The sequence below is a fragment of the Nocardioides sp. NPDC023903 genome (genome assembly GCF_040639295.1).
Classification (GTDB): Bacteria; Actinomycetota; Actinomycetes; order Propionibacteriales; family Nocardioidaceae; genus Nocardioides.
Genome location: NZ_JBEZZS010000003.1, coordinates 23,464 through 48,245 on the forward strand (window position 1 = coordinate 23,464; position 24,782 = coordinate 48,245).

25 protein-coding genes are annotated in these 24,782 nt (G+C 69.3%); 13 read left to right on the plus strand and 12 right to left on the minus strand.

The genetic code is table 11. From position 1 onward, the window contains the following. Positions 1-9: 9 nt before the first annotated feature. Positions 10-702: an ABC transporter ATP-binding protein gene (locus AB0F44_RS04960; protein ID WP_350662319.1), complete on the minus strand. Its 693-nt coding sequence runs from the start codon at positions 700-702 to the stop codon at positions 10-12. Then, positions 695-1,468: an ABC transporter ATP-binding protein gene (locus AB0F44_RS04965; RefSeq protein WP_357353256.1), complete on the minus strand. Its 774-nt coding sequence runs from the start codon at positions 1,466-1,468 to the stop codon at positions 695-697. The genes AB0F44_RS04960 and AB0F44_RS04965 overlap by 8 nt, the downstream gene beginning before the upstream one ends. Before the next feature lie 189 nt (positions 1,469-1,657). Between AB0F44_RS04965 and AB0F44_RS04970 the strand changes: the two genes are divergently transcribed. Beyond that, complete coding sequence (locus AB0F44_RS04970; RefSeq protein ID WP_357353258.1) at positions 1,658-3,325, plus strand: tannase/feruloyl esterase family alpha/beta hydrolase; 1,668 nt, start codon at positions 1,658-1,660, stop codon at positions 3,323-3,325. Between the two features lie 55 nt (positions 3,326-3,380). After that, on the plus strand, positions 3,381-4,880 hold the full coding sequence (locus tag AB0F44_RS04975) for an amino acid permease (protein ID WP_357353260.1): 1,500 nt from the start codon (positions 3,381-3,383) through the stop codon (positions 4,878-4,880). A 77-nt stretch (positions 4,881-4,957) separates the two neighbouring features. Here AB0F44_RS04975 and AB0F44_RS04980 read toward each other — a convergent pair whose 3' ends face one another. Next, positions 4,958-5,920, minus strand: a complete 963-nt coding sequence (locus AB0F44_RS04980; RefSeq protein ID WP_357353262.1) for a DUF5937 family protein — start codon at positions 5,918-5,920, stop codon at positions 4,958-4,960. Positions 5,921-5,976: 56 nt separating this feature from the next. On the opposite strand from AB0F44_RS04980, the gene AB0F44_RS04985 reads away from it, so the two are divergent. Further along, positions 5,977-7,236, plus strand: a complete 1,260-nt coding sequence (locus AB0F44_RS04985) for an MFS transporter (RefSeq protein WP_357353263.1) — start codon at positions 5,977-5,979, stop codon at positions 7,234-7,236. On the opposite strand, the gene AB0F44_RS04990 is transcribed toward AB0F44_RS04985, so the two are convergent. Next, positions 7,197-7,937, minus strand: coding sequence for a hemolysin III family protein (locus tag AB0F44_RS04990; RefSeq protein ID WP_357353265.1), 741 nt, complete (start codon positions 7,935-7,937; stop codon positions 7,197-7,199). The two genes, AB0F44_RS04985 and AB0F44_RS04990, sit on opposite strands and share 40 nt — an antisense overlap. An 88-nt stretch (positions 7,938-8,025) precedes the next feature. Between AB0F44_RS04990 and AB0F44_RS04995 the strand changes: the two genes are divergently transcribed. The 3 genes from AB0F44_RS04995 to AB0F44_RS05005 all read left to right on the plus strand — a co-directional run bounded on the left by AB0F44_RS04995 (position 8,026) and on the right by AB0F44_RS05005 (position 11,422). Continuing rightward, entirely contained in the window at positions 8,026-8,802 is a 777-nt protein-coding gene (locus AB0F44_RS04995) for an isoprenyl transferase (RefSeq protein ID WP_141803327.1), read from the plus strand. Between the two features lie 312 nt (positions 8,803-9,114). Then, positions 9,115-10,509: a PhoH family protein gene (locus tag AB0F44_RS05000; protein WP_357353267.1), complete on the plus strand. Its 1,395-nt coding sequence runs from the start codon at positions 9,115-9,117 to the stop codon at positions 10,507-10,509. Positions 10,510-10,711: 202 nt separating this feature from the next. Further along, positions 10,712-11,422: a lytic transglycosylase domain-containing protein gene (locus tag AB0F44_RS05005; RefSeq protein ID WP_357353269.1), complete on the plus strand. Its 711-nt coding sequence runs from the start codon at positions 10,712-10,714 to the stop codon at positions 11,420-11,422. A 136-nt stretch (positions 11,423-11,558) separates the two neighbouring features. Here AB0F44_RS05005 and AB0F44_RS05010 read toward each other — a convergent pair whose 3' ends face one another. Then, the gene (locus tag AB0F44_RS05010) at positions 11,559-12,947 is read right to left on the minus strand and encodes a class II fumarate hydratase (RefSeq protein ID WP_357353271.1); all 1,389 of its coding nucleotides are present in this window, start codon (positions 12,945-12,947) and stop codon (positions 11,559-11,561) included. A gap of 18 nt (positions 12,948-12,965) precedes the next feature. After that, positions 12,966-13,652 (minus strand): hypothetical protein, encoded by a 687-nt coding sequence (locus AB0F44_RS05015; RefSeq protein WP_357353273.1) that lies wholly within the window; start codon positions 13,650-13,652, stop codon positions 12,966-12,968. Positions 13,653-13,688: 36 nt separating this feature from the next. On the opposite strand from AB0F44_RS05015, the gene AB0F44_RS05020 reads away from it, so the two are divergent. From AB0F44_RS05020 to AB0F44_RS05045, 6 genes are all read left to right on the plus strand, one after another. Continuing rightward, complete coding sequence (locus AB0F44_RS05020) at positions 13,689-14,555, plus strand: glucose 1-dehydrogenase (RefSeq protein WP_357353275.1); 867 nt, start codon at positions 13,689-13,691, stop codon at positions 14,553-14,555. After that, a complete protein-coding gene (locus tag AB0F44_RS05025) occupies positions 14,555-15,055 on the plus strand; it encodes a DUF6328 family protein (RefSeq protein WP_357353278.1) in 501 nt (166 codons plus the stop codon). The genes AB0F44_RS05020 and AB0F44_RS05025 overlap by 1 nt, the downstream gene beginning before the upstream one ends. A 61-nt stretch (positions 15,056-15,116) precedes the next feature. Beyond that, positions 15,117-15,563 carry an NfeD family protein gene (locus AB0F44_RS05030; protein ID WP_357353280.1) on the plus strand — a complete coding sequence of 149 codons (447 nt, stop codon included), beginning with the start codon at positions 15,117-15,119 and terminating at the stop codon, positions 15,561-15,563. A gap of 15 nt (positions 15,564-15,578) precedes the next feature. Beyond that, positions 15,579-16,607: an SPFH domain-containing protein gene (locus AB0F44_RS05035; protein ID WP_357353282.1), complete on the plus strand. Its 1,029-nt coding sequence runs from the start codon at positions 15,579-15,581 to the stop codon at positions 16,605-16,607. A 61-nt stretch (positions 16,608-16,668) separates the two neighbouring features. Then, entirely contained in the window at positions 16,669-17,214 is a 546-nt protein-coding gene (locus tag AB0F44_RS05040) for a GNAT family protein (RefSeq protein ID WP_357353284.1), read from the plus strand. Positions 17,215-17,232: 18 nt separating this feature from the next. Then, the gene (locus AB0F44_RS05045; RefSeq protein WP_357353286.1) at positions 17,233-17,460 is read left to right on the plus strand and encodes a hypothetical protein; all 228 of its coding nucleotides are present in this window, start codon (positions 17,233-17,235) and stop codon (positions 17,458-17,460) included. Positions 17,461-17,540: 80 nt separating this feature from the next. On the opposite strand, the gene AB0F44_RS05050 is transcribed toward AB0F44_RS05045, so the two are convergent. The 6 genes from AB0F44_RS05050 to AB0F44_RS05075 form a co-directional block, all read right to left on the minus strand. Next, positions 17,541-17,849, minus strand: a complete 309-nt coding sequence (locus tag AB0F44_RS05050; RefSeq protein WP_357353288.1) for a zf-TFIIB domain-containing protein — start codon at positions 17,847-17,849, stop codon at positions 17,541-17,543. A gap of 114 nt (positions 17,850-17,963) precedes the next feature. Continuing rightward, entirely contained in the window at positions 17,964-18,197 is a 234-nt protein-coding gene (locus AB0F44_RS05055) for a helix-turn-helix transcriptional regulator (RefSeq protein ID WP_292648302.1), read from the minus strand. Positions 18,198-18,200: 3 nt separating this feature from the next. After that, a complete protein-coding gene (locus AB0F44_RS05060; protein ID WP_357353291.1) occupies positions 18,201-19,067 on the minus strand; it encodes an ABC transporter permease in 867 nt (288 codons plus the stop codon). Then, entirely contained in the window at positions 19,064-20,008 is a 945-nt protein-coding gene (locus AB0F44_RS05065; RefSeq protein WP_357353293.1) for an ABC transporter ATP-binding protein, read from the minus strand. The genes AB0F44_RS05060 and AB0F44_RS05065 overlap by 4 nt, the downstream gene beginning before the upstream one ends. A gap of 58 nt (positions 20,009-20,066) precedes the next feature. After that, a complete protein-coding gene (locus AB0F44_RS05070; protein ID WP_357353295.1) occupies positions 20,067-21,755 on the minus strand; it encodes a fumarate hydratase in 1,689 nt (562 codons plus the stop codon). A gap of 99 nt (positions 21,756-21,854) precedes the next feature. Then, positions 21,855-22,970 (minus strand): Zn-dependent alcohol dehydrogenase, encoded by a 1,116-nt coding sequence (locus AB0F44_RS05075; protein ID WP_357353297.1) that lies wholly within the window; start codon positions 22,968-22,970, stop codon positions 21,855-21,857. A gap of 154 nt (positions 22,971-23,124) precedes the next feature. Here AB0F44_RS05075 and AB0F44_RS05080 point away from each other — a divergent pair, with 154 nt between their 5' ends. Further along, positions 23,125-24,774: a helix-turn-helix domain-containing protein gene (locus tag AB0F44_RS05080; protein ID WP_357353299.1), complete on the plus strand. Its 1,650-nt coding sequence runs from the start codon at positions 23,125-23,127 to the stop codon at positions 24,772-24,774. Positions 24,775-24,782: the final 8 nt, after the last annotated feature.

Here is a 24,782-nt window from a genome sequence, read left to right on the forward strand (position 1 = left end):
TGCTTGGGGTCAGATCCCGAGGTGTTCGAGGAGCTCGTCCTGACGTTCGACGAACTCGGCGTTGTCGAGGCTCTCGACCAGGCGGCCCTGGGCGAGCAGGTAGTGGCGGTCGGCGACGGTGGCGGCGAAACGTACGTTCTGCTCGATCAGGAGTACGCCGATCCCGGACTGCTTCGCGGTCCGCACGATGTCGCCGATCTGGGCGACGATGACGGGGGCCAGCCCTTCGGAGGGCTCGTCGAGCAGGAGCAGGCGGGCGCCGGTGCGGAGCACCCGGGCGACGGCGAGCATCTGCTGCTCACCGCCCGAGAGCGTCGTGCCACCCGCTCGCCGCCGGCTGCCGAGAGCCGGAAAGGCGTCGTAGACCTGTTCCAACGTCCAGGCGGACTCGGAGACCTTCGGAGGCAGCAGGAGGTTCTCCTCCACGCTCAGGTTGGCGAAGATGCCGCGGTCGTCCTGCACCCAGCCGAGCCCGGCGCGGGCTCGCTTGTGCGCGGGCAGCGAGGTGATCTCGCGGCCGTCGAGCCGGATCGATCCGGTCAGGTGCTTGTGGAGGCCCATCAGGCAGCGTACGAGCGTGGTCTTGCCGGCGCCGTTGCGACCCACGAGGGTGACGACCTCGCCCTCGGCGACGCTCAGGGTGGCCTCGCGCAGGGCCTGCGCCTCGCCGTACCACGCGCTCAGGTTCTCTATCTCAAGCACTGTGGGCCTCTCCGAGGTAGGCGGTGATGACGCGCGGGTCGGCGCGCACCTCGTCGTAGGGCCCCTCGGCGAGCACCGAGCCCTGCTGCAGGACGGTGACCCGGTCGGCGAGGTGGGCGACGACGTGCATGTTGTGGTCGACGAAGACGACCGTGCGGCCCTCGGCGATGCGCCGGACGAGCTCGATGGTGCGGTCGACGTCCTCGATGCCCATCCCCGCCGTCGGCTCGTCGAGCAGCAGCAGCCGGGGCTCGACGGCGAGGACGAGGGCGAGCTCGAGCGCCCGCTTCTGGCCGTACGCCATCAGCCCGGTCGGCTTGTCGGCCAGCTCGGTCAGGCCGACCTCGGCCAGGAGCCGGTCGACCTCCTCGCCGCGCCGGCTCAGCAGCTTCTCCGAGCGCCAGAACTTCAGCCCCTGGTTGGTGAGCCCCTGGAGCGCGATCTCGACGTGCTCGCGCGGGGTGAGGTTCTCGAAGAGGCTGGTGATCTGGAAGGAGCGGGCCACCCCGTGGCGGGTGATCCGCTCCGGTGCCATCCCGGTGACGTCGTCACCGAAGACCGTGATCCGCCCGCCGGTGGGCTTGAGGAACCCGGTCAGCAGGTTGAACAGGGTCGTCTTGCCGGCGCCGTTGGGGCCGACGAGCGCGTGTACGGTGCCCTCGGCGACCTCGAGGTCGACGGAGCTGACCGCGCGGAAGCCGCGGAAGTCCTTGGTGAGACCCTCGGTCCGTAGTGCGCACCTCGGGGTCGGTGTGGTGCTCGTCACAGGGGCGACGCTAGGGAAGTGGTGAGACGTACGCCATAGGGGTTCGGGACACACTGAGCCCGCTCAGTGTGTGGTTCATCCCCATGCTGGCCCGCGAGTGTCCGGCTCGCGCCCGCCCACATCTCGACCGCCGGAGTTGTGTGCGGCGGCCACATGGCGCACGTCACACCGCGTCGCGATCCTTGAGCAATGGCCCCCACCCTCGTACGCAGATTCCTGACCGTCGGCTCGTCGCTCGCCCTCGCCGCCGCGGCCCTGGTCGTCGGCCAGGCACCCGCGAGCGCCGCGCCGTCCACGACCGCCGACTGCGAGTCGCTGGTCGGGCTGAGGATCCCCGCCCACCGCATCGGCCTGCCGACCACCGGTGCCGAGGTGACCGCGACAACGTCGATGCCAGCCTCCGGGACCGGCCCGACCGCGCTCCCGGCCTACTGCCGCGCCGACATCGCGATCCATCCGGTCGACCCCGCCGCCCCGGACATCCGGATGGGCCTGGCACTGCCGCAGGGTTGGAACGGAAAGACGATGATGTTCGGCGGTGGCGGCTACAACGGGACCGTCCCGAACCTCGCCCAGAACGTGCCCTTCGGGCCGGTCGATCAGCGCACCCCGCTCGGCCGCGGCTACGCCACCTACGCGAGCGACTCCGGCCACCAGGCCGACACCACGCGCCACCCGATCGGCAGCCTGGACGGCTGGTTCGGCCAGAACGACGAGGCGGTGCGCAACTTCTCCGGTGACGCGCTCAAGAAGGTGCACGACACCGCCACGTATGTGATCACGGGGGCTTTCGGCCGCGCGCCCGCCACGGCCTACTTCGCCGGCGGCTCGACCGGTGGCCGGGAGGCGCTGGCGGTCGCGCAGCGCTGGCCGCGCGACTTCGACGGGGTGATCTCCGCCTACCCCGCCTGGAACGCCGCCACCCTCGACCTCTTCTTCGGCCGGATCACCCACGAGTTCGGCAAGCCCGGCGCTTTCCCGTCGAAGGTCCAGCAGGACCTCGTCGCGCAGCGGGTCCTGGCCGCCTGCGACGGCGGCGACGGGCTCGCCGACGGGGTGATCTCCGACGAGGCCGGCTGCGACTTCGACCCGGAGACGCTGCTGTGCGGCGACGGCGAGACGCCCGGCGCCACCTGCCTCTCTCGCGAACAGGTGGATGCGATCGTCGCAGCCGACAGCAGTTGGCGGCTGCCCTACCGGGTGGCGAGCGGGGAGTGGGGCTACCCCGGGTTCCCGGTGCTGTCCGGGGCACGGATGTCGACGCCGGTCCTCGGCTTCGGCACCACCGCGCCGGCCGACCCGATGCCGGTGACCGCCGGCTACGGCATGCAGTTCTGGAACCAGTGGGTCAAGTACTTCGTCGCCCGCGACCCGCAGATCAGCCCCTTCGCTATCGATCCAGCAGACCCGGGGGAGTGGCAGCGTCGGATCAGCGAGCTGACCGCGCTCCAGGACGTCAACGACGCCGACCTGCGCCCGTTCGCCCGCTCCGGTGGCAGGCTGATCATGGTCCACGGTGCCGCCGACGAGCTGGTCAGCCACCGCTCCACGATCGACTACTACCAGCGCGTCCAGCGGGTGATGGGCAAGCGGGCGACCGAGGGTTTCTCCCGGTTCTACCTGGTGCCCGGAGCCAACCACGCCAACTTCGCCCCGGTCGCCTTCTCCGCCTCGTACGACTCGCTCACGGCCCTGGAGAAATGGGCCGAGCGCGGCGTCGCTCCGAGCGCGAATCAGGTGGTCGCAGACGGAAACGTCGGGGCCGGCCGCACACGCCCGTTGTGCGAATGGCCGGCCTGGCCCGCGTACGTCGGAGGGCCCGCCTCGGAGGCGAGCAGCTTCCGGTGCGAGATGTGACGGACTACACCCCCGACCTTTCAAGTCCATCAGCCGAGATGGTTTCCTATCCCTCATGTCTGTTTGGCGCACCAAATCCATCGAGCAATCCCTTGCCGATGCCGAAACCCCGGAGTTCAAGCTCAAAAGGCGGCTCACTTCGGTAGACCTGACCGTCTTCGGGATCGGCGTCATCATCGGAGCGGGAATCTTCACCCTGACCGGTAGAGCCGCGGCCGAGTACGCCGGACCGGGTGTCGTCTTCTCCTTCATCATCGCCGCGATCTGCTGTGGCTTGGCGGCGCTGTGCTACGCCGAGTTCGCCTCGACCGTGCCGGTGTCGGGGTCGGCGTACACCTTCTCCTACGCCACCCTCGGCGAGATGCTCGCCTGGATCATCGGCTGGGACCTGATCCTGGAGATGGTGCTCGGTGCGTCCGTGGTCGCGCAGGGCTGGAGCAGCTACCTGGTGACGTTCCTCGAGGAGATCGGCCTCGGCTGGCCCAAGGGCTACGGGCCGGACGCCAACGCCGACTTCGGTCAGCCCAACCTGGCCGCGCTGCTGCTCGTGATCGTCCTGGTGGGCCTGATCGCGATCGGCATCAAGGAGTCGCTGCGGGTCAACCTCGTGCTGGTCGCGGTCAAGCTGTTCATCGTCCTGTTCGTCATCGTTGCCGGCATGTTCTACATCACCGGCTCCAACTACGACCCGTTCATCCCCGACCGTGCCGGTTCCGTCAGCGGTGAGGGCATCCACCAGCCGCTGATCCAGTGGGCCTTCGGCCTCGAGCCGCAGACCTTCGGTGTCCTCGGCATCATCTCGGCCGCGTCGGTCGTCTTCTTCGCCTACATCGGCTTCGACGTGGTCGCCACGACCGCGGAGGAGGCCAACAACCCGCAGCGCGACCTGCCTCGCGGCATCATCGGCTCGCTGGTGATCTGCACGATCCTCTACGTCGCCGTCGCCCTGGTCATCACCGGCATGGTGAAGTACGACCAGATCGATACCGAGGCCGCGCTCGCCACCGCGTTCCGCGACGTCGGCCGCGGCGGCTTCGCAACCCTGATCTCGGCGGGCGCCGTGGCCGGTCTGACCACGGTCGTGATGACGCTGATGATCGGCGCCATCCGGGTCATCTTCGCGATGAGCCGCGACGGCCTGTTCCCGGTGAGGTTCGCCCACGTCAACCCGAAGACCGGCACCCCGGTCCGGATCACCCTCACCGTCGGCGTCTTCGTCGCGATCGTGGCCACCTTCACCCCGATCGGCAAGCTCGAGGAGATGGTCAACATCGGTACCCTGACCGCGTTCGCGCTGGTCTCGATCGCCGTTCCGATCCTGCGCAAGCGTCGCCCGGACCTGCCGCGCTCGTTCAAGGTGCCGTTCAGCCCGGTGCTGCCGATCGTGGCCGCGCTGATCTGCATCTACCTGACGCTCAACCTGAGTGTCGAGACCTGGCTGCGGTTCCTGGTGTGGATGGCGATCGGCTTCGCCATCTACTTCCTCTACGGCTACCGCAACTCGCGGGTCGGCAAGGGCGGCGACGACAAGGCCGTCGAGCCGCTGCACATGTGAGGCTCTCCTAGAGGAGTTCTCCTGACGAGGAAGGGGCGCGCGGCCGGTGGCCGCGCTCCCCTTTCGTCGTCTCGATGTCACCTGACGGCGTCGACCAGACGATCGCCCAGGTCGGAGCGGAGATAGAGGACCGACCGGCCGTGGCGGGCCGAGGTGAGCAGCCCGGCGGCGCGCATCGCCCGCAGGTGCTGGTTGACGGCCGTGGCGGTGACCCCGAGACGTACGGCCAGCTCGGTCGACGATGCCGGAGCCGCCAGCAGGGTGAGGAGCCCGGAGCGGGTCTCGCCGATGAGATCCCGCAGTGCCCGCGGCGCCTGCGGCCGGTCGCTGGTCCAGAGGGTGCCGAGACCGCGCGCCGGGTAGAACATGACCGGCGGCTCTTCGGGCGAGATCGGCGTCGACGGGTTGCGGCTGAACAGGGTGGGCACCAGGGTGAGCCCGTCGCCTGCGGTCGTACGCCGGTAGTCGACCTTCGACGTGGTGAGCCGGATCGTGAGGAGGTCGTCGGCGAGGGTGACTCGCGGCGAGATACCGGCGAACATCGACGCCATGCCGGAGTGGACGATCGTCCGGCCGCGATAGACGATGTCGGCCTCCAGCACTGCTCGCATCCGCTGCCAGTGCGGTTCGAAGCACGCGTCCCAGTAGTCGCGCAGCGCGGTGAGGACGCGGCGCAGCACCACCTGCGGGCGTCCGCTCAGGATCGCCGGCGGTCCGCCGTCGAAGTGGACCGCGGCGAGGTCGGCACGTACGCGCTGCGGCGAGGTCGCCGCGATCACCTCGAGCTCGTCCTCGAGCCGGGCGAGCGGCGTTCGCGGGCGCGGGTTGAGGAAGTCCGGTGTCCAGAGTCGCTGGTTGGTCAGCGCCAGCAGGGTCTCGCGATCCAGGTCCGCGCTGCCGACCGTACGGAGCCAGGGCAGGTGGAGCGGGAACCGCCCGGGGTCACGCAACGCCCGCAGCGACAGGGTGAGCTCGTTGAGCGGCGAGATGGCGAACCGGACCTCGCTCAGGTCGGGACCGGCCAGCTCGTACCTGATCATGAAGCAATACGCTACATCGTTAGCGCGCGCGGGCGCGGGGTGCGACAACTGGGCCCATGATCCGCCTTCCCAGCGACCCGGTCGAGCGCCCGCTCGTCGGCGCGGTCGCCGCCCTCTCGCTCGCCCGCGGCATGTTCTTCGCCGTCAGCGCGCTCTACTTCACCCGCACGGTCGGCCTCTCGGCGGTGACAGTCGGCATCGGCCTGACCGTCGCCGGAGCGGTCGGAGTCGTGGCGACGTACGCAGGTGGGCGGCTCAGCGACCGGTGGGGCGCCGACCGGGTGCAGCTATGGGCGATGGCGAGCTACGGTATCGCCCTGCTCGCTTACGCCCTGGCCCGCGACGTGGTCGCGTTCGTGCTGGTCGCGACGTGGGTCTCGGCCTCGCGAGGCTTCCAGTCGAGCGCCCAGTCGACGCTGGTCGCGCGCTGGTTCACCGGCCCCGAGCGGGTCGCCGTACGTGCCCGGCTGCGCGTGGTCATGAACGTGATGATCGGCGCGGGCACCCTGCTCGCCGCACTGGCCCTGGTGGTCGACACCGGGGCCGCCTATCGCACCACGATGGTGGTCGTCGGAGTGCTCACCACGCTCGCGGCGGTGCCGCTCATCGGGCTCAGACGACGGGTCGCCGGCCTGGCCGAGTGCATGGACGCCGGCTCCGGACCGACGGTGACCCCAGGGCCCTCACCGCTGCGCGACCGCACCTATGTGACCGCCACCGTGCTCAGCGGCGTGATGGCGATCCACTTCGGGGTGACCTCGATCGGGGTGCCGCTGTGGGTGGCCGACCACACCGATGCGCCGACGGTCCTGGTCTCGCTGCTCCTGGTGGTGAACACCGCCTACGTCGCGCTCTTCCAGGTGCGGGCCTCGCGCGGCACCCACGACATCGCCACAGCGGGCCGGGCCGTACGAGGTGCCGGGTTCCTGCTGCTCGCCGCCTGCCTTCTCTTCGCAGTGGCGGCCTATGCGGGCCCGGTCTTCGCCACGTGCCTGTTGCTGCTCGCCGCGCTGGCGGCCTCAGCCGCCGAGACGCGCGGCGAGGCGGGCAGCTGGGGACTGGCCTTCGAGCTAGCCGACCAGCAGCGGGCCGGCGCCTACCAGGGCGTGAGCCAGATGGGCTACGCGCTGGCCCACATGCTCGCGCCCCTGGTGGTGACCGCGACCGCGATCGACCACGGCACCGGCGGCTGGATGGTGCTGGGCGGGCTCTTCGCCGTCACCGGCATCCTCACCGCGCTGCTCGCCCGGCAGACCGCCGCGGCGCGCGCCCAGGATCAGCGCAGCGAGTACGTCGCCAGCGAGACGCCGGTGTAGTGCACGATGAACGCGAGGATCGTGAAGGTGTGGAAGACCTCGTGGAAGCCGAACCACTGCGGCCACGGGTTGGGCCGCTTGAAACCGTAGATGACACCGCCGGCGGTGTAGAGCGCGCCGCCGACACAGATCAGCGTGAAGGTGGCGATCCCGATCCCGACGCCCAGTGCGACGGCACCGGTGAAGAAGGACGGGATGAAGAAGATCGCCGCCCAGCCGAGCGCGATGTAGTTCGGGACGTAGAGCCAGCGCGGTGCCTCGGGCCAGAAGACCCGGAAGAAGACGCCCAGGATGGCCCCGGTCCAGACCACCGAGAGCAGCACGACCTGGGTGACGCCGTCGAGGAGCAGCAGCGAGAACGGGGTGTAGGAACCCGCGATCATCAGCATGATGTTGGCGTGGTCCCAGCGCTTCAGGATCGTGTGGGAGCGCGGGCTCAACTTCCCCATCGCGTTGCTGCGGTGGTAGATCGCGGAGACGGTGAAGAGCAGCAGCGCGGCCATCGTGAACACCGCCGCGCCGATCCGTGGCGCGCCGGCGGGAGCGAGCACGATCAGCACGATCCCGGCCGCCAGGGTGAGCGGGGCGCTGGCCAGGTGGATCCAGCCGCGCAGCTTCGGGAGGGCCTCGTGAACGGTCGAGGAGACCGAGTCGGTGATCGTGCCGACCTTGAGGCGCATCGCGTCCGTCATCTCGCTCATAAGGGCCAAGGCTATCGGTCCACCCTGAAGATCAGGTGAACCCCGTCCCGCTGGGAGATGTGGGCGCGGCGCCGATACCCTTCTGCACGTGGCAGACTGGAAGGAAGGCGTACGTCGGGTTCTCTACCCAGCCTACGAGGCGCGGATGCTCCGCAAGCTCGACACGTCCAAGCTGCCCAAGCACGTCGGGGTGATGCTCGACGGCAACCGTCGCTGGGCCAAGGAGGTCGGCCAGTCCACGGCCCACGGCCACCGCGCCGGCGCCGCCAACATCGAGCCGCTGCTGACCTGGTGCGACGAGATCGGCATCGAGGTGGTCACCCTGTGGCTGCTCTCCACCGACAACCTCAACCGCCCCGCCGACGAGCTCGCACCGCTCCTCGAGATCATCGCCGACGCGGTCGACTCGCTTGCAGACGTACGCCGCTGGCGGCTGCACCCGGTCGGCGCGCTAGATCTTCTGCCCGACTGGCTGTCCCAGCGCCTCAAGGCCGCCGAGGAGGCGACCCGGGACGTCGACGGGATGCTGGTCAACGTCGCGGTGGGCTACGGCGGCCGCCGCGAGATCGCCGATGCCGTACGCGCCCTGCTCAACGAGCACGCCACCCGCGGCACCTCGCTGGAGGAGCTTGCCCAGATCATCGACGTCGAGCACATCGCCGACCACCTCTACACCAAGGGCCAGCCCGACCCAGACCTGGTGATCCGTACGTCGGGGGAGCAGCGCCTCGGCGGGTTCCTGCTCTGGCAGAGCGCGAAGTCGGAGTTCTACTTCTGCGAGGCCTACTGGCCCGACTTCCGGCGCACCGACTTCCTGCGTGCCCTGCGGGCCTACGCCCACCGCGAGCGTCGCCTCGGAAGGTGATCGCTGTCCTGACCACTGGACGGAACATTTCGGTGGTGTCACCAGGTGTTCACAAAGAAAAATCGTTCGTGTTGCCACAGACCGTTGGTCCGGCGTCGTAGCGTTGTACCAACGGCGGGGAACAAATTCCCGTCGCACCTGGAGGCCCGTTACGTGAGTAGTCACGAACCGAACCTGCGTCAGGATCTCATCGATCCCGACGGGTGTGAGGCGGTCGGCACCCCGACTGACGGTCCACCGTCCGGTCCATCTGATTAGTGATGAAATGACCGGACTCATGGGTGTATGAGCCGGTCGCGAGAGGTGATCCGCGTGGCCAACCGAACCACGAACGAGCATGTCACCGAGGCCGATACGTCGGCCGCTCCGACACCGGCGTCGGAGTCTTCCCCCTCGGAGAGCGAGTCGCCTTCAGTGCGTACTTTCGTTCTCGACACCAGCGTCCTGCTCTCGGACCCGAAGGCAATGACGCGCTTCGCCGAGCACGAGGTCGTGCTCCCGGTGGTGGTGATCACCGAGCTGGAGGGAAAGCGGCACCATCCGGAGCTGGGCTACTTCGCCCGTTCCGCACTCCGGCAGCTCGACGAGCTGCGGATCACCCACGGCCGCCTGGACACCGCGGTCCCGGTCGGAGAGACGGGCGGCACCATCCGCGTCGAGCTCAACCACACGGACCCGTCCTCGCTGCCGAGCGGATTCCGGCTCGGGGACAACGACACTCGGATCCTCGCGGTCGCGCGCAACCTGAAGGGCGACGGGCTCGACGTCACCCTGGTCTCCAAGGACCTGCCGATGCGGATCAAGGCGTCCGCGGTCGGGCTGAAGGCCGAGGACTACCGCGGTGAGCGGATCAACGACTCCGACCCGGGCTACTCCGGGATGGCCGAGCTGGACGTCGCCGCGGCGGACGTCGACGAGCTCTACGACGACGGCGTCCTCGACCTCGACACGGCCCGCGACCTGCCCTGCCACACCGGTCTGGTGCTGATGTCGGACCGCGGGACCGCGCTCGGCCGGGTCGGTCCCGACAAGCAGGTCCACCTCGTCCGCGGCGACCGGGAGGTCTTCGGGATCCACGGCCGCTCCGCGGAGCAGCGGATCGCGCTCGAGATGCTGCTCGACCCCGAGGTCGGCATCGTCTCCCTCGGTGGCCGGGCCGGCACCGGGAAGTCCGCGCTGGCGCTGTGCGCCGGCCTGGAGGCGGTCATGGAGCGCAACCAGCACAAGAAGGTGCTCATCTTCCGTCCGCTCTTCGCCGTCGGCGGCCAGGAGCTCGGCTACCTGCCCGGCACCGAGGGCGAGAAGATGTCGCCGTGGGGCCAGGCGGTCTTCGACACCCTCTCCGCGGTGACCACGCAGGACGTGATCGACGAGATCATCGACCGGGGCATGCTGGAGGTGCTGCCGCTGACCCACATCCGCGGCAGGTCGCTCCACGACTCGTTCGTGATCGTCGACGAGGCGCAGTCGCTGGAGCGCAACGTGCTCCTGACGGTGCTCTCCCGCATCGGCGCCAACTCGAAGGTCGTGCTCACCCACGACGTCGCCCAGCGCGACAACCTCCGGGTCGGACGCCACGACGGCGTGGTCGCGGTGATCGAGAAGCTGAAGGGCCACCCGCTCTTCTCCCACGTGACCCTGACCCGCTCCGAGCGCTCGCCGATCGCCGCGCTCGTCACCGAGATGCTGGAGAACGTGGTGCCGTAGTTCTTCCGCCGTAATCATTGTCACGTCAACGGCCCCAGACCTGTAAGGTCTGGGGCCGTTGTGATTTCTGTGACTCATGTTACGGAAGTGATGCTCAGGACGGTCATTTCTGACCTACAAACGGTGCGTCCGGTTTGATACGGGGTTGGCGCTCATGCATTGTTTGCGGGTCTGCAATGCCTCAGCCCCCGAATGAGAGCCCGTGACCAAGCCAGTTCATCGTGCCCCGCGACATCGCGGTGCGCCAGCGAATCCGCTTGTCGACGTTCCGCACAAGGCTGCGCGTACGACCGCCAAGACAACCCTCCTCCTCTCCGTCCTCGCCCTAGGCGGGACGGGCGCCGCAGTCGCGGGTGGGGTGGCCTACACCGGCCCCGCCACCGACGACCCGACGCTCAGCGCGGGTGAGTCGGCAGCCGCCGACATCCCCGAGCTCACCGACGCCCAGCGCGCCGCGATCGAGGCCGAGTCCGCCGCCCGTGGCGGCGAGACCTCCCTGTCGCGTTCGGCCGGTGACCGCCGCGAGGTCGCCGACCCCGGCAAGCAGGCCGCATTGTCGGCCAGCAACGACGTACGGGCCATCGCCGGCGTCGAAGAGATCGAGATCGATCTGCGCAACCCCAAGGACATCGCCAAGTCGATGCTCGGCGACTTCGGCTGGGGGATGGACCAGTTCTCCTGCCTGGAGCCGCTGTGGGAGAAGGAGTCCGGCTGGAACCACACCGCCGCCAACCCCTCCTCCAGCGCCTACGGCATCCCGCAGGCCCTCCCGGGCTCAAAGATGGCCAGCGCAGGCGACGACTGGGAGACCAACCCCGCCACCCAGATCGAGTGGGGCCTCGGCTACATCAACGACCGCTACGGCTCCCCCTGCGGCGCCTGGAGCCACTCCCAGTCCGTCGGCTGGTACTGAGCCAACGCCGAGTCGGCTCATCCTGACCTGAAATCTCGCCGAGTCGGCGCGTTAGAACGCGCCGACTCGGCGTGGTTCTTCGTCAGTTCGAGCCGACTCGGCGCCTGATCCGGTCAGGATGAGCCGACTCGGCGTTTCAGGGGTGGGTCATCGACTCGACGTCCAGGGCTTCGTCGAGCTGGGCCTCGGTGAGGGTGCCGTTGGCGACGTAGCCGAGCTCGAGGACGGTTTCCCGGATCGTGGCGCCGTTGGCGAGGGCCTGCTTGGCGACCTTGGCGGCGGCCTCGTAGCCGATGTACTTGTTGAGCGGCGTGACGATCGAGGGGGAGGACTCGGCGTAGGCGCGGAGGCGCTCCGGGACGGGGACGATCCCGTCGACGGTGCGCTCGGCCAGGACGGTCATCGAGGTGGCGAGCAGACGGATCGACTCCAGCACGTTGCGGGCCATCACCGGCATCGCGACGTTGAGCTCGAAGGCGCCCGAGGCGCCGGCGGCGGTCACCGCGGCGTCGTTGCCGATCACCTGGAAGGCGACCATCAAGGTGGCCTCGGGCACGACCGGGTTGACCTTGCCGGGCATGATCGAGGAGCCCGGCTGGAGGTCGGGCAGGTGGATCTCGGCCAGGCCGGTGGTGGGGCCCGACGACATCCAGCGCAGGTCGTTGTTGATCTTGATGAGGCCGACCGCGATCGTCTTCAGTACGCCGGAGAGCTCGACCAGCGAGTCGCGGGTGCCCTGGGCCTCGAAGTGGTTGCGGGCCTCGGTGAACGGCTGACCGGTGCGGCTGGAGAGGTCGGCGATCACGGCCTGCGGGAACCCGGCGGGCGTGTTGATGCCGGTCCCGACCGCGGTCCCGCCCAGCGCCAGCTCGCGCACCCTCGGGAGCACCGACTCCAGCCGCTCGGCCGCGTAGCGGACGGTGGCTGCGTACCCTCCGAACTCCTGGCCCAAGGTGACCGGCGTGGCGTCCATCAGGTGCGTACGCCCCGACTTCACCAGGCCGGAGAACTCCTCGGCCTTCGCCTCGAGCGAGCCGGCCAGCACGTCGATCGCGGGCAGCAGCTGCTCGGTGACGGCGACGGCGGCCGCGACGTGGATCGCGGTCGGGAAGGTGTCGTTGGAGGACTGGGAGGCGTTGACGTGGTCGTTGGGATGTACCTCCCTGCCGGCCCGAGCCACCAGGGAGGCGATCACCTCGTTGGCGTTCATGTTGGAGGACGTGCCGGACCCGGTCTGGAAGACGTCGATCGGGAACGCGTCGTCGTGCCGGCCCTCGGAGACCTCGCCCGCGGCGGCGATGATCGCCTCGGCCTTGTCGCCGGGCAGGACGCCGAGGTCGAAGTTGGCCTTGGCAGCGGCCGCCTTCACATGACCGATCGCATGGATCAGCGCGGGCTCGATGGGCGTGCCCGAGATGGGGAAGTTCTCCACGGCCCGCTGGGTCTGGGCGCGCCACAGCGCGTCCTTCGGGACCCGGACCTCTCCCATGGAGTCGTGCTCGATACGAAAGCTCATGTCGTCCATGTTTGATTCAACCTTTGACTAGTTGGTGCCATTCCCTCGCGAGACCCCACCGGCAGAGAGCCGGCCCACATAGAGCCAGTACGTCTCGGAGTGCCCCTGCAGGTCGACCGGGTAGGAGAGCGCCTCGGCCTCGTCGAAGACCTGCGCCATCACCTCCAGCAGCGCCGGAGCCTTCGCCGCAGACCACACCACCACGGTGCCACCCGGGGCCGTGGCCCGCCGGGCATCCGCCAGCGCGGGCGCCTCGTAGAGCGCTCCGTTGGCGTCGTGGACCAGGTAGCCGGGGCCGTTGTCCACGTCCAGGAGCACGACGTCGTACGCCTCGGCACGGCTCTCCCGCAGGACCACGGCCACGTCGGCGACCTCGATGTGGACGCGCTCGTCCTTCAGCAGGTCGGGGCCGTGGGGGATCCGGCCGACCCGCATCCACTCGACCAGGCGCGGCTCGATCTCGACGACCGTGACCGCCTCGACCCGCGGGTCGGTCAGCACGGCCTCGAGGGTGAACCCGAGCCCGAGGCCGCCGATGAGCACGTGCCTCGGCTCCGGGTGCAGCTCGAGGGCGTGCGTCGCCAGCGCCTTCTCGGTCGAGGTCTCCCGGGTGTCCATCACGAAGATCCCGTTGGCCCGCAGCTCCAGGTGGCCGTCCGCTCGATGCCGTAGGGCCAGGCCACCGTCGACGATCACCGATTCAGTCCCGCTCACGCGTCCATTGTGTCGGATGTGGGTACCGGGCCCTTCATGAGCGATGACAACACCCAGTTCCCAGCCCAGCAGCAGGAGCCTCCCGGGCTCACCGGTGAGATGGACCCGCTGCCCGACCACGGCGAGTCCAGCTACCAGGGCCACGGCCGCCTCGATGGCAAGGTCGCGCTCATCACCGGTGCCGACTCCGGCATCGGCCGCGCGGTCGCCATCGCGTACGCCCGTGAGGGGGCCGACGTGGCCTTCACCTACCTCCCGGAGGAGGAGCCGGACGCCCAGGAGACCTCGAAGCTGGTCGAGGAGGCCGGACGTACGCCGCTGGCCATCCCGATCGACCTGCGCGAGCGTGAGGCGTGCGACGAGGTCGTCGAACGCACCGTGCAGGAGCTCGGCGGCCTCGACATCCTGGTCAACAACGCCGGCTACCAGTTCGCCCGCGACAAGGGCCTGACGGACATGGACGACGAGCGGATCGACCGGACCTTCAAGACCAACCTGTACGCCCTCCTCTGGCTGAGCCGGGCCGCCGTCCCGCACCTGAAGAAGAGCAAGGGCTGCGTCATCAACAACGCCTCGATCCAGGCGTACGAGCCGACGACCAGCCTGCTCGACTACGCGGCCACCAAGGCGGCCATCAACAACTTCACCGTCAACCTCGCCGCCGAGCTCGGCCCCGACGGGGTCCGGGTGAACGCGGTGGCCCCGGGGCCGATCTGGACCCCGCTGCAGCCGGCGACGCAGGCGCCGGAGAAGGTGGAGAAGTTCGGGGCCAACACGCCTTTGGGGCGCGCCGGCCAGCCGGCCGAGGTCGCGCCGGCGTTCGTCTTCCTGGCATCACCGGCCGAGGCGTCCTACGTCTCCGGCACCGTTCTCGGGGTGACTGGGGGACGGCCGGTGTTCTGATGGCCGCGAGCAGCTTTCACGACGAAAAGATCGAGGGCGGCGGTCCGGACGAGCGGCCGGAGGAACGGATCACCCGCAACTGGAACGAGCTCCTCCAGGAGCTGCGGGTGCTGCAGACGGGTGTGCAGATCCTCACCGGCTTCCTGCTGACCGTCCCGTTCTCGCCCCGCTTCACGGACCTGGCCGACCATCAGCAGACGATCTACCTCGTCGTGCTGGTCGGCTCGGTCATCACCACGTCCCTCATCATCGCTCCGGTCTCCTTCCACCGGATCCTGTTCCGGCGCCGCCAGCGGCCGTGGCTGGTCAAGGCCTCGCACGGCTGTGCACGGGCCGGACTGGCAGGCTTCGCAATCACCTCGGCGCTGGTCGTGCTGCTCGTCTTCGACGTCGTCCTCTCCTTCGGAGCCGGGGTCGTCGCCGCCGTCTGCGTCCTGGTCCTGTTCGTCTCGCTGTGGGCGGGGCTGCCGCTGATGAACGGGAAAAACAACTCCCACTGATCCGATGTGATGACCACCACAGCGGGAGTACGCTGGGGGGAAACCGAGTCTTGGTGGGCTTATGTGGTCGATCTTCTGGATCCTCGTCGCGGTGCTGCTCGGAGTGGCCGAGGCGTTAACGATGACGCTGGCGTTCGCGTTCGTCGCCGGCGGGGCGCTGCTTGCCGCGGGCAGCGCGGCCCTCGGCGCGCCAGTGCTGGTGCAACTGCTCGTCTTCGTCCTCGCGGGCGGTGGCAGCGTGCTGCTGGTGCGGCCGGTGGCGCGTCGGCACCTGGCGATGCCGCCGCCGTCGCGTGACGGCACCGACGCGCTGGTCGGCCGCCAGGCGGTCGTTCTCGCGGAGGTGAGCTACGCGCACGGGCTGGTCCGGCTCGCGGGTGAGGAATGGACCGCCCGGCCCTATGACGAGGACCTGGTCATCCCGGTCGGATGCCGGGTCGACGTGCTCGAGATCGAAGGCGCGACGGCGCTCGTGCACCCGCGCGACCCGCTGTCGCTGTCCCCCTAGAGGAGGGCGTACGAGATGGAACTTCTGCTGATCGTTCTGGTCATGGTCGCGCTGGTCGTGGGGGCGGTCGCCTCGACGGTGCGGATCGTGCCGCAGGCCCGGCGCTACAACATCGAGCGCTTCGGGCGCTACCGGATCACCCTGCAGCCGGGGCTCAACTTCGTGATCCCGCTGGTGGACCGGGTCAACACCAAGCTGGACGTACGCGAGACGGTCTACTCCTCCAACCCGCGGCCGGTGATCACCGAGGACAACCTGGTGGTCAACATCGACACGGTGCTCTACTACCAGATCACCGACCCGCGGTCGGCCGCCTACGAGGTCGCCAACTACCTGCAGGCGATCGACCAGCTCACCGTCACCACGCTGCGAAACCTGATCGGCTCGATGGACCTGGAGAGCACCCTGACGTCGCGCGAGACGATCAACGCGCGGCTGCGTGAGGTGCTCGACGACGCCACCGGGAAGTGGGGGATCCGGGTCAACCGGGTCGAGATCAAGGCGATCGACCCGCCGGCCTCGATCAAGGAGGCGATGGAGAAGCAGATGCGGGCCGAGCGCGACAAGCGCGCCGCCATCCTGCATGCCGAGGGCAAGCGGGCCTCGCTGATCCTCGAGGCAGAGGGCACCCGGCAGAAGTCCATCCTGGAGGCGGAGGGCAACCAGCAGGCCAGGGTGCTCGAGGCCGACGGTGAGGCCACGGCGCTCGAACGGGTCTTTCAGGCGGTCCACGCCAACGACGCCGACGCCAAGGTCCTGGCCTACAAGTACCTCGAGATGCTGCCGTCGCTCGCCTCGCACGGCAACTCGTTCTGGGTCATCCCCGGCGAGCTCACCGAGGCGATGCGTACGGTCACCGGCGCCTTCGCCGACAACGCCTCCTCTATGCGGTCGGCGAAGGTCTCGGACAACGGCCACGAGGCAGGACGTACGCCGCCGGTTCCCTCTCCTCACGAAGCGATCGAGCAGGCCGAGCACGAGGCGGCCAAGGCGGTCGAGGCGGCTCAGGAGGAGTCGGCCCGGGCCGATCGCATCATCGGGTGACGCCGCGGGAGGTGGCAGAAACCCGTTTCCTAGGGCACCTGGCCGCTGACAGGATGGCCGGGTGCCGCTGCCCACTCCGACGCTGAAGACCGAGCGGTTGCGGCTACGGCCGTTCGCCGACACCGATGCCGAGCCGCTGTTCGCGCTCCAGAGCGATGCGTACGTCCTGCGCTACTGGGACTCGCCGCCGTGGACCGACCCGGCGCGTGCCGAGCAGTTCATCGCCCGGAGCCATGAGATGGCCGAGGAGGGGAGCGGGGTGCGGCTGGTCATCGAGAGCGACTCCACCTTCGTCGGCTGGTGCACCGTGAACTCCTGGAATCCCGAGTTCCGCAGCGCGTCGCTGGGCTACTGCCTCGCCCGGGCCGGGTGGGGCCACGGCTTCGCGACCGAGGCCGTGGGCGCGGTGCTGGGGTGGGCGTTCGAGACGCTGGACCTGAACCGGGTCCAGGCGGAGGCCGACACCCGCAACGCCGCCTCCGCACGCGTGCTGGAGAAGCTCGGGTTCACGCTGGAGGGGACGCTGCGCGAGGACTGCGTCGTGAACGGCGACGTCTCGGACTCGTGGGTGTTCGGCCTGCTCCGGCGGGAGTGGATCTCCCGGTAACGGGGTACCGCACCGGACATGAGCCAGCAACCGCTACCAGCAGAGGGGCCCGACGACCCCGAGTACACCGAGGAGTCCGGGCAGGTCTCCGAGACCCAGCGCCTCGACGAGGACGAGGCCGGCACGCCGATCGCGCCCGCGGACTCGACGGCGGGCTATCCCGACTCCGAGTCCGGCGACCCGGACACGCGGGGGTCCGGACCGAGCGAGGCGCCGCCGGAGAACCGGCGCGACAACGAAGTCTAGGGACCCCCTCGGCCCGGGTGCAGGAGAAGCTGGGTTCAGGCTCGAGGGGGCATCAGGCGCGTTCGTGGCCTCCAGCAGGATCAGCCGAAGAGGTCACCCAGCCAGGACTCGCGGTGGTGGCCGCGTCGGTTGTCCTGGCGGCGGTCGTCGTCATAGTCGCGCCGCTCGTACTCCCGCTTGTCATAGCGTCGCTCGTCGCGCTTCTCCTGGCGCTGCTCCTGACGCGGCTGCTGGTAGCCGCCGGGCTGCGGGGCGCCGACGGACCGTTCGACGATCTTGTCGATCTCGCCTCGGTCCAGCCACACGCCACGGCACTGCGGGCAGTAGTCGATCTCGATGCCTTGGCGCTCGCTCATCATCAGGGTGGCACCGTCGATGGGGCACTGCATGGGGGTCTCCTCGTCGTCGGGGATCGGCGCCCATCAACCTATCCGGTCGTCCGGCACCGCCGATGCTCAGCGCCGGCGGACGTCCGGTCTTCGGCCGTTCCGGAAGGAATGGGATCAGTCGCCGAGACGCTTGAACGGCTCGATGGCGAAGACGACGTCGACGGCGACGTCGAAATAGGCGGCGATCCGCAGAGCTAGATGCAGCGAGGGGCTGTATTCGCCCCGCTCCAGGTAGCCCACGGTCTGGTAGTGGACGCCGAGGGCGTCGGCGAGCTCCCGACGGGAGATGCCGCGTTCGGCGCGTAGCATCGCGATCCGGTTGTAGACGGTGTCCGATTCGTTGGCCACAGGTCAGTAGCCCCTGGACATGACCTTGTCGCGCGCCGCCGCGATCGCGGAGCCGGTCTGGCGGCGAGCCATCCGGCGGAGCACGATCGGTGCCAGCACGAGGCCGACCACGGCCCAGACGCCGAGGACGCCGAACATCTCGACCGTGCGCCAGGAGTCTCCGATCTCCGCGGCCTCCGCCCCCGCGGGCATCATCGCGGACCGCGTGCCGAGCCCGAGCCAGTAGAAGGGGAAGATCTGCCCGACCCACTGCAGCCAGGTGGGCATCGCGGTGATCGGGTAGAAGATGCCGGAGATCGCGATCAGCAGCATCGAGGCCAACATGATCAGCATCGACTGGGCGCTCGACTTGAAGATCGAGCCGAGCGCCGACCCGATCGGAACGGTCGCGACCATGCCGACGACGAAGATGACCGGGAGCAGCAGCGCCGTGCGGCCGTCGATCCGGAGGTCGCCGATCACCGTCATCGCGGGAATCGCGAGCAGCACCAGGCTGGCCAGCGTGGTCAGCCCGAAGAACCAGATCTTGCCGATCAGGTAGCCGAGCATTCCGTCGGGCGTCGCTTTGGCCCGCAGCAGCGTGCCGTCCTCACGGTCGGTGGCGATCTGCATCGCCGGGCCCGCGAGGCCGCCGAAGGCGATCGACATCCCGATCAGGCTCGGCAGCACCATCGCACCCAGGGCGAGGTCGGTGCCGGGCACGGTGTTGCCGCGCATGAACAGCAGCGTCACCGTGAAGCTGACCGGGAACAGGAGCATCCAGAAGATGTCGCCGACGTCGGTCAGCGAATACTTGGTCTCCAGCCAGCCGCGGTGCAGCCCGGCGCGTACGGCAACGCCGCGCGTGCTTGTCGTCCCGGTGGTGATCATGAGAGCGCCTCCAGCTTCTCGTGCTCGTCGGCCTGGCCGCTCTCGACCCGCTGGACGAGCGCGAGGTAGGTGTCCTCGAGGTTGGCCCGTTTCACCTCGAGCTCGGTCACGTCGGGGTTGGTCGCGAGCAGGCGGCGTACGAACTCGGTCGGATCGCGGTCCTCGACGGCGTGCACGTGCCGCTCGCCTCCGGCGGTCCAGCGGACCTCCGCCTTGGTCGCGAGGTCGAGGGCCAGCTTGTCGGGACTGCCGTCGGCGATGATCGTGCCGCGGTCGAGCACGAGGATCCGGTCGGCGAGCTTCTCCGCCTCGGCCAGGTCGTGGGTGGTCAGCAGCACGGTCGTGTTCTCGAAGTCGGAGAGCCGGTGCACGAGTTCGTGGAACTCTCGTCGCGCGTGCGGGTCGAAGCCGGCCGTCGGCTCGTCGAGGAACACCAGCTCAGGACGGCCGACGATACCGATCGCGACGTCGACCCGGCGGCGCTGGCCGCCGGAGAGCCGCATCACCCTCTGGTCTGCGTGGGCGGTGAGGCCGACGACGGCGAGGAGCTCGTCGACGTCCCACGGGCGAGGGACCTCAGCGGTGGCGTACGGCGCATAGAACCGCGCGTGGTAGTCGAGCAGGTCGCGCACCCGCCAGCGGCTGTGGTCCCGCCATGACTGGAGCACGACGCCGACCCGCGCTCGCCACCGCTCGTCGCCCCGTGCCGGGTCGGAGCCCAGCACCGAGACGTCGCCCGAGGCCGGCATCCGGAATCCTTCAAGGACCTCGATGGTCGTGGTCTTGCCGGCGCCGTTGGGGCCGAGCAGGGCGACGACCTCGCCGCGACGGGCGGAGAAGGTCACGCCCTTGAGCACGTCGTTGCTGCCGTAGCGCACCCGCAGGTCGCGTACGTCGAGCGCGAGGTCGGTGAGCGCTGTTGTGCTCTCGCTATCGGGCATAGCAGGAATACTACGACCGATAGACGAAGTGTGACAGCGAATTGGGTAGGCCCCCCGCTCAGCGCTCCTTGGAGCGCACCCGGATCCCGGTCAAGGGGACGGTGGTCGTCCCGCTCGGGTCGGTGAAGAAGTCGTTGCCCTCGCCGTCGACGACGATGAAGGCCGGGAAGTTCTCGACCTCGATCTTCCAGACCGCCTCCATGCCGAGCTCGGGGTACTCGAGCACCTCGACCGACTTGATGCAGTCCTGCGCGAGCCGGGCGGCGGGGCCGCCGATGGAGCCGAGGTAGAAGCCGCCGTAGGTGCCGCAGGCCTCGGCCACGACCTTGGAGCGGTTGCCCTTGGCGAGCATGACCATCGAGCCGCCCGCGGCCTGGAACTGCTCGACGTAGGAGTCCATCCGGCCGGCGGTGGTCGGGCCGAAGGAGCCCGACGCCATCCCCTCGGGCGTCTTGGCGGGCCCGGCGTAGTAGACCGGGTGGTTCTTCAGGTAGTCCGGCATCTCCTCGCCGGCGTCGAGGCGCTCCTTGATCTTGGCGTGCGCGATGTCGCGGGCCACGACCATCGGGCCGGACAGCGACAGGCGGGTCTTGACCGGATGCTGCGAGAGCGTCGCCAGGATCTCCGACATCGGCTGGTTCAGGTCGATGTCCACGACCTCGCCGGCCGCGATCTCCTCGGCCATGCCGGCATCGGGCATGTACTGCGCCGGGTCGGTCTCGAGCTGCTCGAGGAACACCCCGTCGCGGGTGATCTTGCCCAGCGCCTGGCGGTCGGCGGAGCAGGAGACCGCGATCGCCACGGGGCACGAGGCGCCGTGGCGGGGGAGCCGGACGACGCGTACGTCATGGCAGAAGTACTTGCCACCGAACTGGGCCCCGATCCCGAAGGACTGGGTCAGCTCGAAGACCTTCTCCTCCAGCTCCGTGTCGCGGAAGCCGTGGGCGCTCATCGAGCCCTCGGTCGGGAGGTTGTCGAGGTAGTGGGCCGAGGCGTACTTGGCCGTCTTCAGCGCGAACTCCGCGGAGGTCCCGCCGATGACGACGGCGAGGTGGTACGGCGGGCAGGCGGCGGTGCCGAGCGAGCGGATCTTCTCGTCGAGGAAGGTCAGGATCCGGTCGGGGTTGAGGATCGCCTTGGTCTCCTGGAACAGGAACGACTTGTTGGCCGAGCCGCCGCCCTTCGCCATGAAGAGGAACTTGTACTCCGGGCCGTTCTCGCCCTCGGTGGTCGAGTAGATCTCGACCTGCGCGGGCAGGTTGGAACCGGTGTTCTTCTCCTCGTACGTGGTCAGCGGCGCCAGCTGGGAGTAGCGCAGGTTGAGCTTGGTGTAGGCGTCGAAGACACCGCGGCTGACGGTCTCGGCGTCGTCGGCGCCGGTCAGCACGCCCTCGGACTTCTTGCCCATCACGATCGCGGTGCCGGTGTCCTGGCACATCGGCAGGATCCCGCCGGCGGAGATGTTGACGTTCTTGAGCAGGTCGAGCGCGACGAAGCGGTCGTTGCCGGAGGCCTCGGGGTCGTCGATGATCTTGCGGAGCTGCTGGAGGTGGGCCGGGCGGAGGTACTGGTTGATGTCCTTCATCGCCTCGGCGGTCAGCCGGCGGATCGCCTCGGGGTCGACCTTGAGGAACTTGCGCCCGTCGACCTCGATCTCTTCCACCCCCTCGCTCGTGATCAAGCGGTAAGGAGTGTCGTCCTTGCCGGTCGGGAGGAGGTCGGAGTATCGGAACTCAACGTCAGCCACGGAAGAGAATCGTACGCCGCCACGGCCCCGGTCCCGGCGTCGGCTCCGGAGCCGAGACCAGGACCGAGACCAGGACCGTGACCAGGGGAAGCGACAACCTCAGGAGTGGTCGTGGACGACCACGCCGCGGATGTTGGCTCCGTTGAGCAGGTCGTCGTACCCCTCGTTGACCTGCTCGAGCGTGTAGGTGCGGGTGATCAGCTCGTCGAGCTTGATGTCGCCCTTCTGGTAGAGCCCCAGGATCCGCGGGATGTCGTACGTCGGGTTGCAGTCGCCGAACAGGCTGCCCTTGATCGTCTTGCGGAACAGCGTGGTCACCGCGCCGGAGAGCTGGATCGTCGGCTCGGTGAGCTTGTTGAGACCGGTGAGGACAAGCACCCCGCCCTTGCCGATCGCGTCGAAGCCGTCGGTGACGTTCTCGGCGGTGACCAGGCCCTGGGTGAGGATGGCGGAGTCGGCGAGCTGGCCGCGGGTCAGGTTGGTGACCTCGGCCAGCGCGGAGGCGGCGTCGGCGAAGGCGTGGGTGGCGCCGAGCTGGAGCGCGGCCTCGCGCTTGTTCTCCAGCGGGTCGACGGCGACGACGTACTTCGCGCCGGCCAGTCGCGCGCCCTGGACGGCGTTGATGCCGATGCCGCCGATGCCGTAGACCACGACGGTGTCGCCGGGCTTGACCGCCGCGGTGTTGACCGCGGACCCGAAGCCGGTGGGTACGCCGCAGCCGACCAGCACGGCCGACTCGAGCGAGAGGTCGTCGTCGACCTTGACCACCGAGTTCTGGTGGATGACCCCGAACTGGCTGAACGTGCCGAGCATGCACATCGCGCCGTACTGCCCAGCGGGTCCGGTGATCGGGAACCGCTCACCCGGCAGGTAGCCCTCGAGGATGGTCGCGCCCATGTCGCAGATCGACTGCTGGCCGTTGGAGCAGTAGCGACAGGTGCCGCAGTTGGGGATGAAGGAGCAGACCACGCGGTCGCCGGCCTTGACCCGGGTGACGCCGGGGCCGACCTCCTCGATGACGCCGGCGCCCTCGTGACCGAGGACCATCGGCAGCCGGGCCTCGAGGTCACCGTGGGCGATGTGCACGTCGGAGTGGCACAGCCCGGCATGCGTGTAGCGGATCAGCACCTCGCCCGCCTGGGGCTTGTCGAGGTCGAGCTCCTCGATCACGATCGGCTTGCCGGGTTCGTAGACGACTGCAGCCTTGGTCTTCATGCTGACTCCTAGCGTGTTCCGGGATGGGAGCGGGGGATCCTTGCCACAGTCCCAGCGCCGTCGGCCGCCGGGTGTTCAGAACCTGAACAGTTCGCTTCCGGTCGACAGGACCGCCGGTTAATGTGACGTAAGCCACATTCGATGGGGGGATGCTGTGCCGACCACGACGTCATCGCATGACCCGTCGTCGCCTGAACCGTCAGCGCCGGAGCGGATCGCCGCGTCGTGGCATCGCTCGCGGCTCGCCGGGGTCGACCCGGTGCGCGCCCACGGTTCGCTCTCACCGGTCGACATCGACCCGCACGGATCCCTCTACGTGGCAGCCGATCCGGTCCTGAACGAGCTGGCCGAGAACCTCGACGGCACGACGTACGCCACCTTGCTGGTCGACCGGGACTGCCGGATCGTGCACCGCTGGTGCGGCCGGGCGCAGGTGGCGAGGGCGTTCGACGGCCTCGGGGTGGACCTGGGTGCCAGCCTGCTCGAGGAGCGGCTCGGCACGAACGCGCCGGGAACCGCGCTCGAGACCAGGCTGCCGGTGCTGGTGCACGGCCCCGAGCACTTCGCCGAGATGCTACGCGACTTCAGCTGCTTCGCGATGCCGATCCGGCACCCGGTGACCCACCGGATCGAGGGCGTCCTCGACATCACCTCCCTGGCCAGCGACGCCAACCCGCTCCTGCGGCCGGTGGTGCAGCGCGCGGTGACCGACATCCAGCGGCGTCTCCAGGACGGCAGCCGCACCACCGACAAGCAGCTGCTCCTGGCCTTCCATGAGGCCGTGGTGGCGTGCCGGGGTGCGCTGGTCGCGGTCGGCGAGAACCTGACCGTGGCCAACCAGACGGCCCAGGACACCCTGACCGGCGCGGATATCGCCGTGCTGCGGATCCTGCTCCAGGACGTACATCTTCCGGGGGCGACGGTCATGGACATGAACCTGGAGTCGGGGGAGTCGGTCCATGTGCATGCCGAGGTGCTCGACACCCGCCGGCTGGCCGCGCTGGTACGCATCGAGCCCCGCGAGCCGCGACGTGGGCTCTCGGTCAGCGCGATGACCGAGGAGGCACGGGAGCCGGGGACGATCCTGGTGGCCGGACCTCCGGGGTCCGGACGTACGTCGCTGGCCAGGGAGCTCGCGCCGTCGTCGCCGATCACTCTGCTCACCGGCGCCACGACGGTCCTGGAGGGCGACGGCAACTGGGCCAAGCAGTTCCGGCGCCGGATGGCGGCCGGAGTGGGCACCGTCATCATCGACGGCCTCGAGCTGCTCTCCGACGCGCTCCTCGGTGTCGTCGCGGATGCGCTGGAGAGCCGGACGCGCGCCCACGTGGTGATGGTCTCGGCCCCGTTGGCGGAGCTCTCCGAGCACACCGCGGCGGTGGCCGCGCTGGCCTCCCGCGTCGAGGAGAAGCTGCCGCTGGCGGCGCGGCGCGACGAGATCCCCGGGCTGGCCCGAGAGCTGCTCTCCGGGATCAACCCGGACGCCTTCCTGACGCCCGGCGTCGAGCGGATGCTGGTCGAGCACCGCTGGCCGGGCAACGTACGCGAGCTGCGGGCCGTGCTCGCACATGCCGCCGCCCGCCGTCGGTTCGGCGCGATCGTCGCCGCCGACCTGCCGCCGAAGCTCGGCTCCGTGCCGGGGCCGCGGGCGGCCGTCCGGCCGCTCGACCAGGCCGAGCGCGACGTCATCCTGCACGAGCTGATCAAGCACGACGGCAACAAGGCCGCGGTCGCCCGCGAGCTCGGCATCTCGCGCACCACGCTGTACGCCAAGATGCGGGCGCTGCGGATCTCGACCTACTAGAAGTATCC

Coding starts and splice junctions, on each gene's coding strand:
- AB0F44_RS04970 (WP_357353258.1), top strand. CDS start 1,658: ATGGCCCCCACCCTCGTACGCAGATTCCTGACCGTCGGCTCGTCGCTC.
- AB0F44_RS05030 (WP_357353280.1), top strand. CDS start 15,117: ATGTGGTCGATCTTCTGGATCCTCGTCGCGGTGCTGCTCGGAGTGGCC.
- AB0F44_RS05020 (WP_357353275.1), top strand. CDS start 13,689: ATGAGCGATGACAACACCCAGTTCCCAGCCCAGCAGCAGGAGCCTCCC.
- AB0F44_RS05075 (WP_357353297.1), bottom strand. CDS start 22,970: ATGAAGACCAAGGCTGCAGTCGTCTACGAACCCGGCAAGCCGATCGTG.
- AB0F44_RS05050 (WP_357353288.1), bottom strand. CDS start 17,849: ATGCAGTGCCCCATCGACGGTGCCACCCTGATGATGAGCGAGCGCCAA.
- AB0F44_RS04975 (WP_357353260.1), top strand. CDS start 3,381: ATGTCTGTTTGGCGCACCAAATCCATCGAGCAATCCCTTGCCGATGCC.
- AB0F44_RS05065 (WP_357353293.1), bottom strand. CDS start 20,008: ATGCCCGATAGCGAGAGCACAACAGCGCTCACCGACCTCGCGCTCGAC.
- AB0F44_RS05010 (WP_357353271.1), bottom strand. CDS start 12,947: ATGGACGACATGAGCTTTCGTATCGAGCACGACTCCATGGGAGAGGTC.
- AB0F44_RS05035 (WP_357353282.1), top strand. CDS start 15,579: ATGGAACTTCTGCTGATCGTTCTGGTCATGGTCGCGCTGGTCGTGGGG.
- AB0F44_RS05025 (WP_357353278.1), top strand. CDS start 14,555: ATGGCCGCGAGCAGCTTTCACGACGAAAAGATCGAGGGCGGCGGTCCG.
- AB0F44_RS04985 (WP_357353263.1), top strand. CDS start 5,977: ATGATCCGCCTTCCCAGCGACCCGGTCGAGCGCCCGCTCGTCGGCGCG.
- AB0F44_RS04990 (WP_357353265.1), bottom strand. CDS start 7,937: ATGAGCGAGATGACGGACGCGATGCGCCTCAAGGTCGGCACGATCACC.
- AB0F44_RS05045 (WP_357353286.1), top strand. CDS start 17,233: ATGAGCCAGCAACCGCTACCAGCAGAGGGGCCCGACGACCCCGAGTAC.
- AB0F44_RS04980 (WP_357353262.1), bottom strand. CDS start 5,920: ATGATCAGGTACGAGCTGGCCGGTCCCGACCTGAGCGAGGTCCGGTTC.
- AB0F44_RS05060 (WP_357353291.1), bottom strand. CDS start 19,067: ATGATCACCACCGGGACGACAAGCACGCGCGGCGTTGCCGTACGCGCC.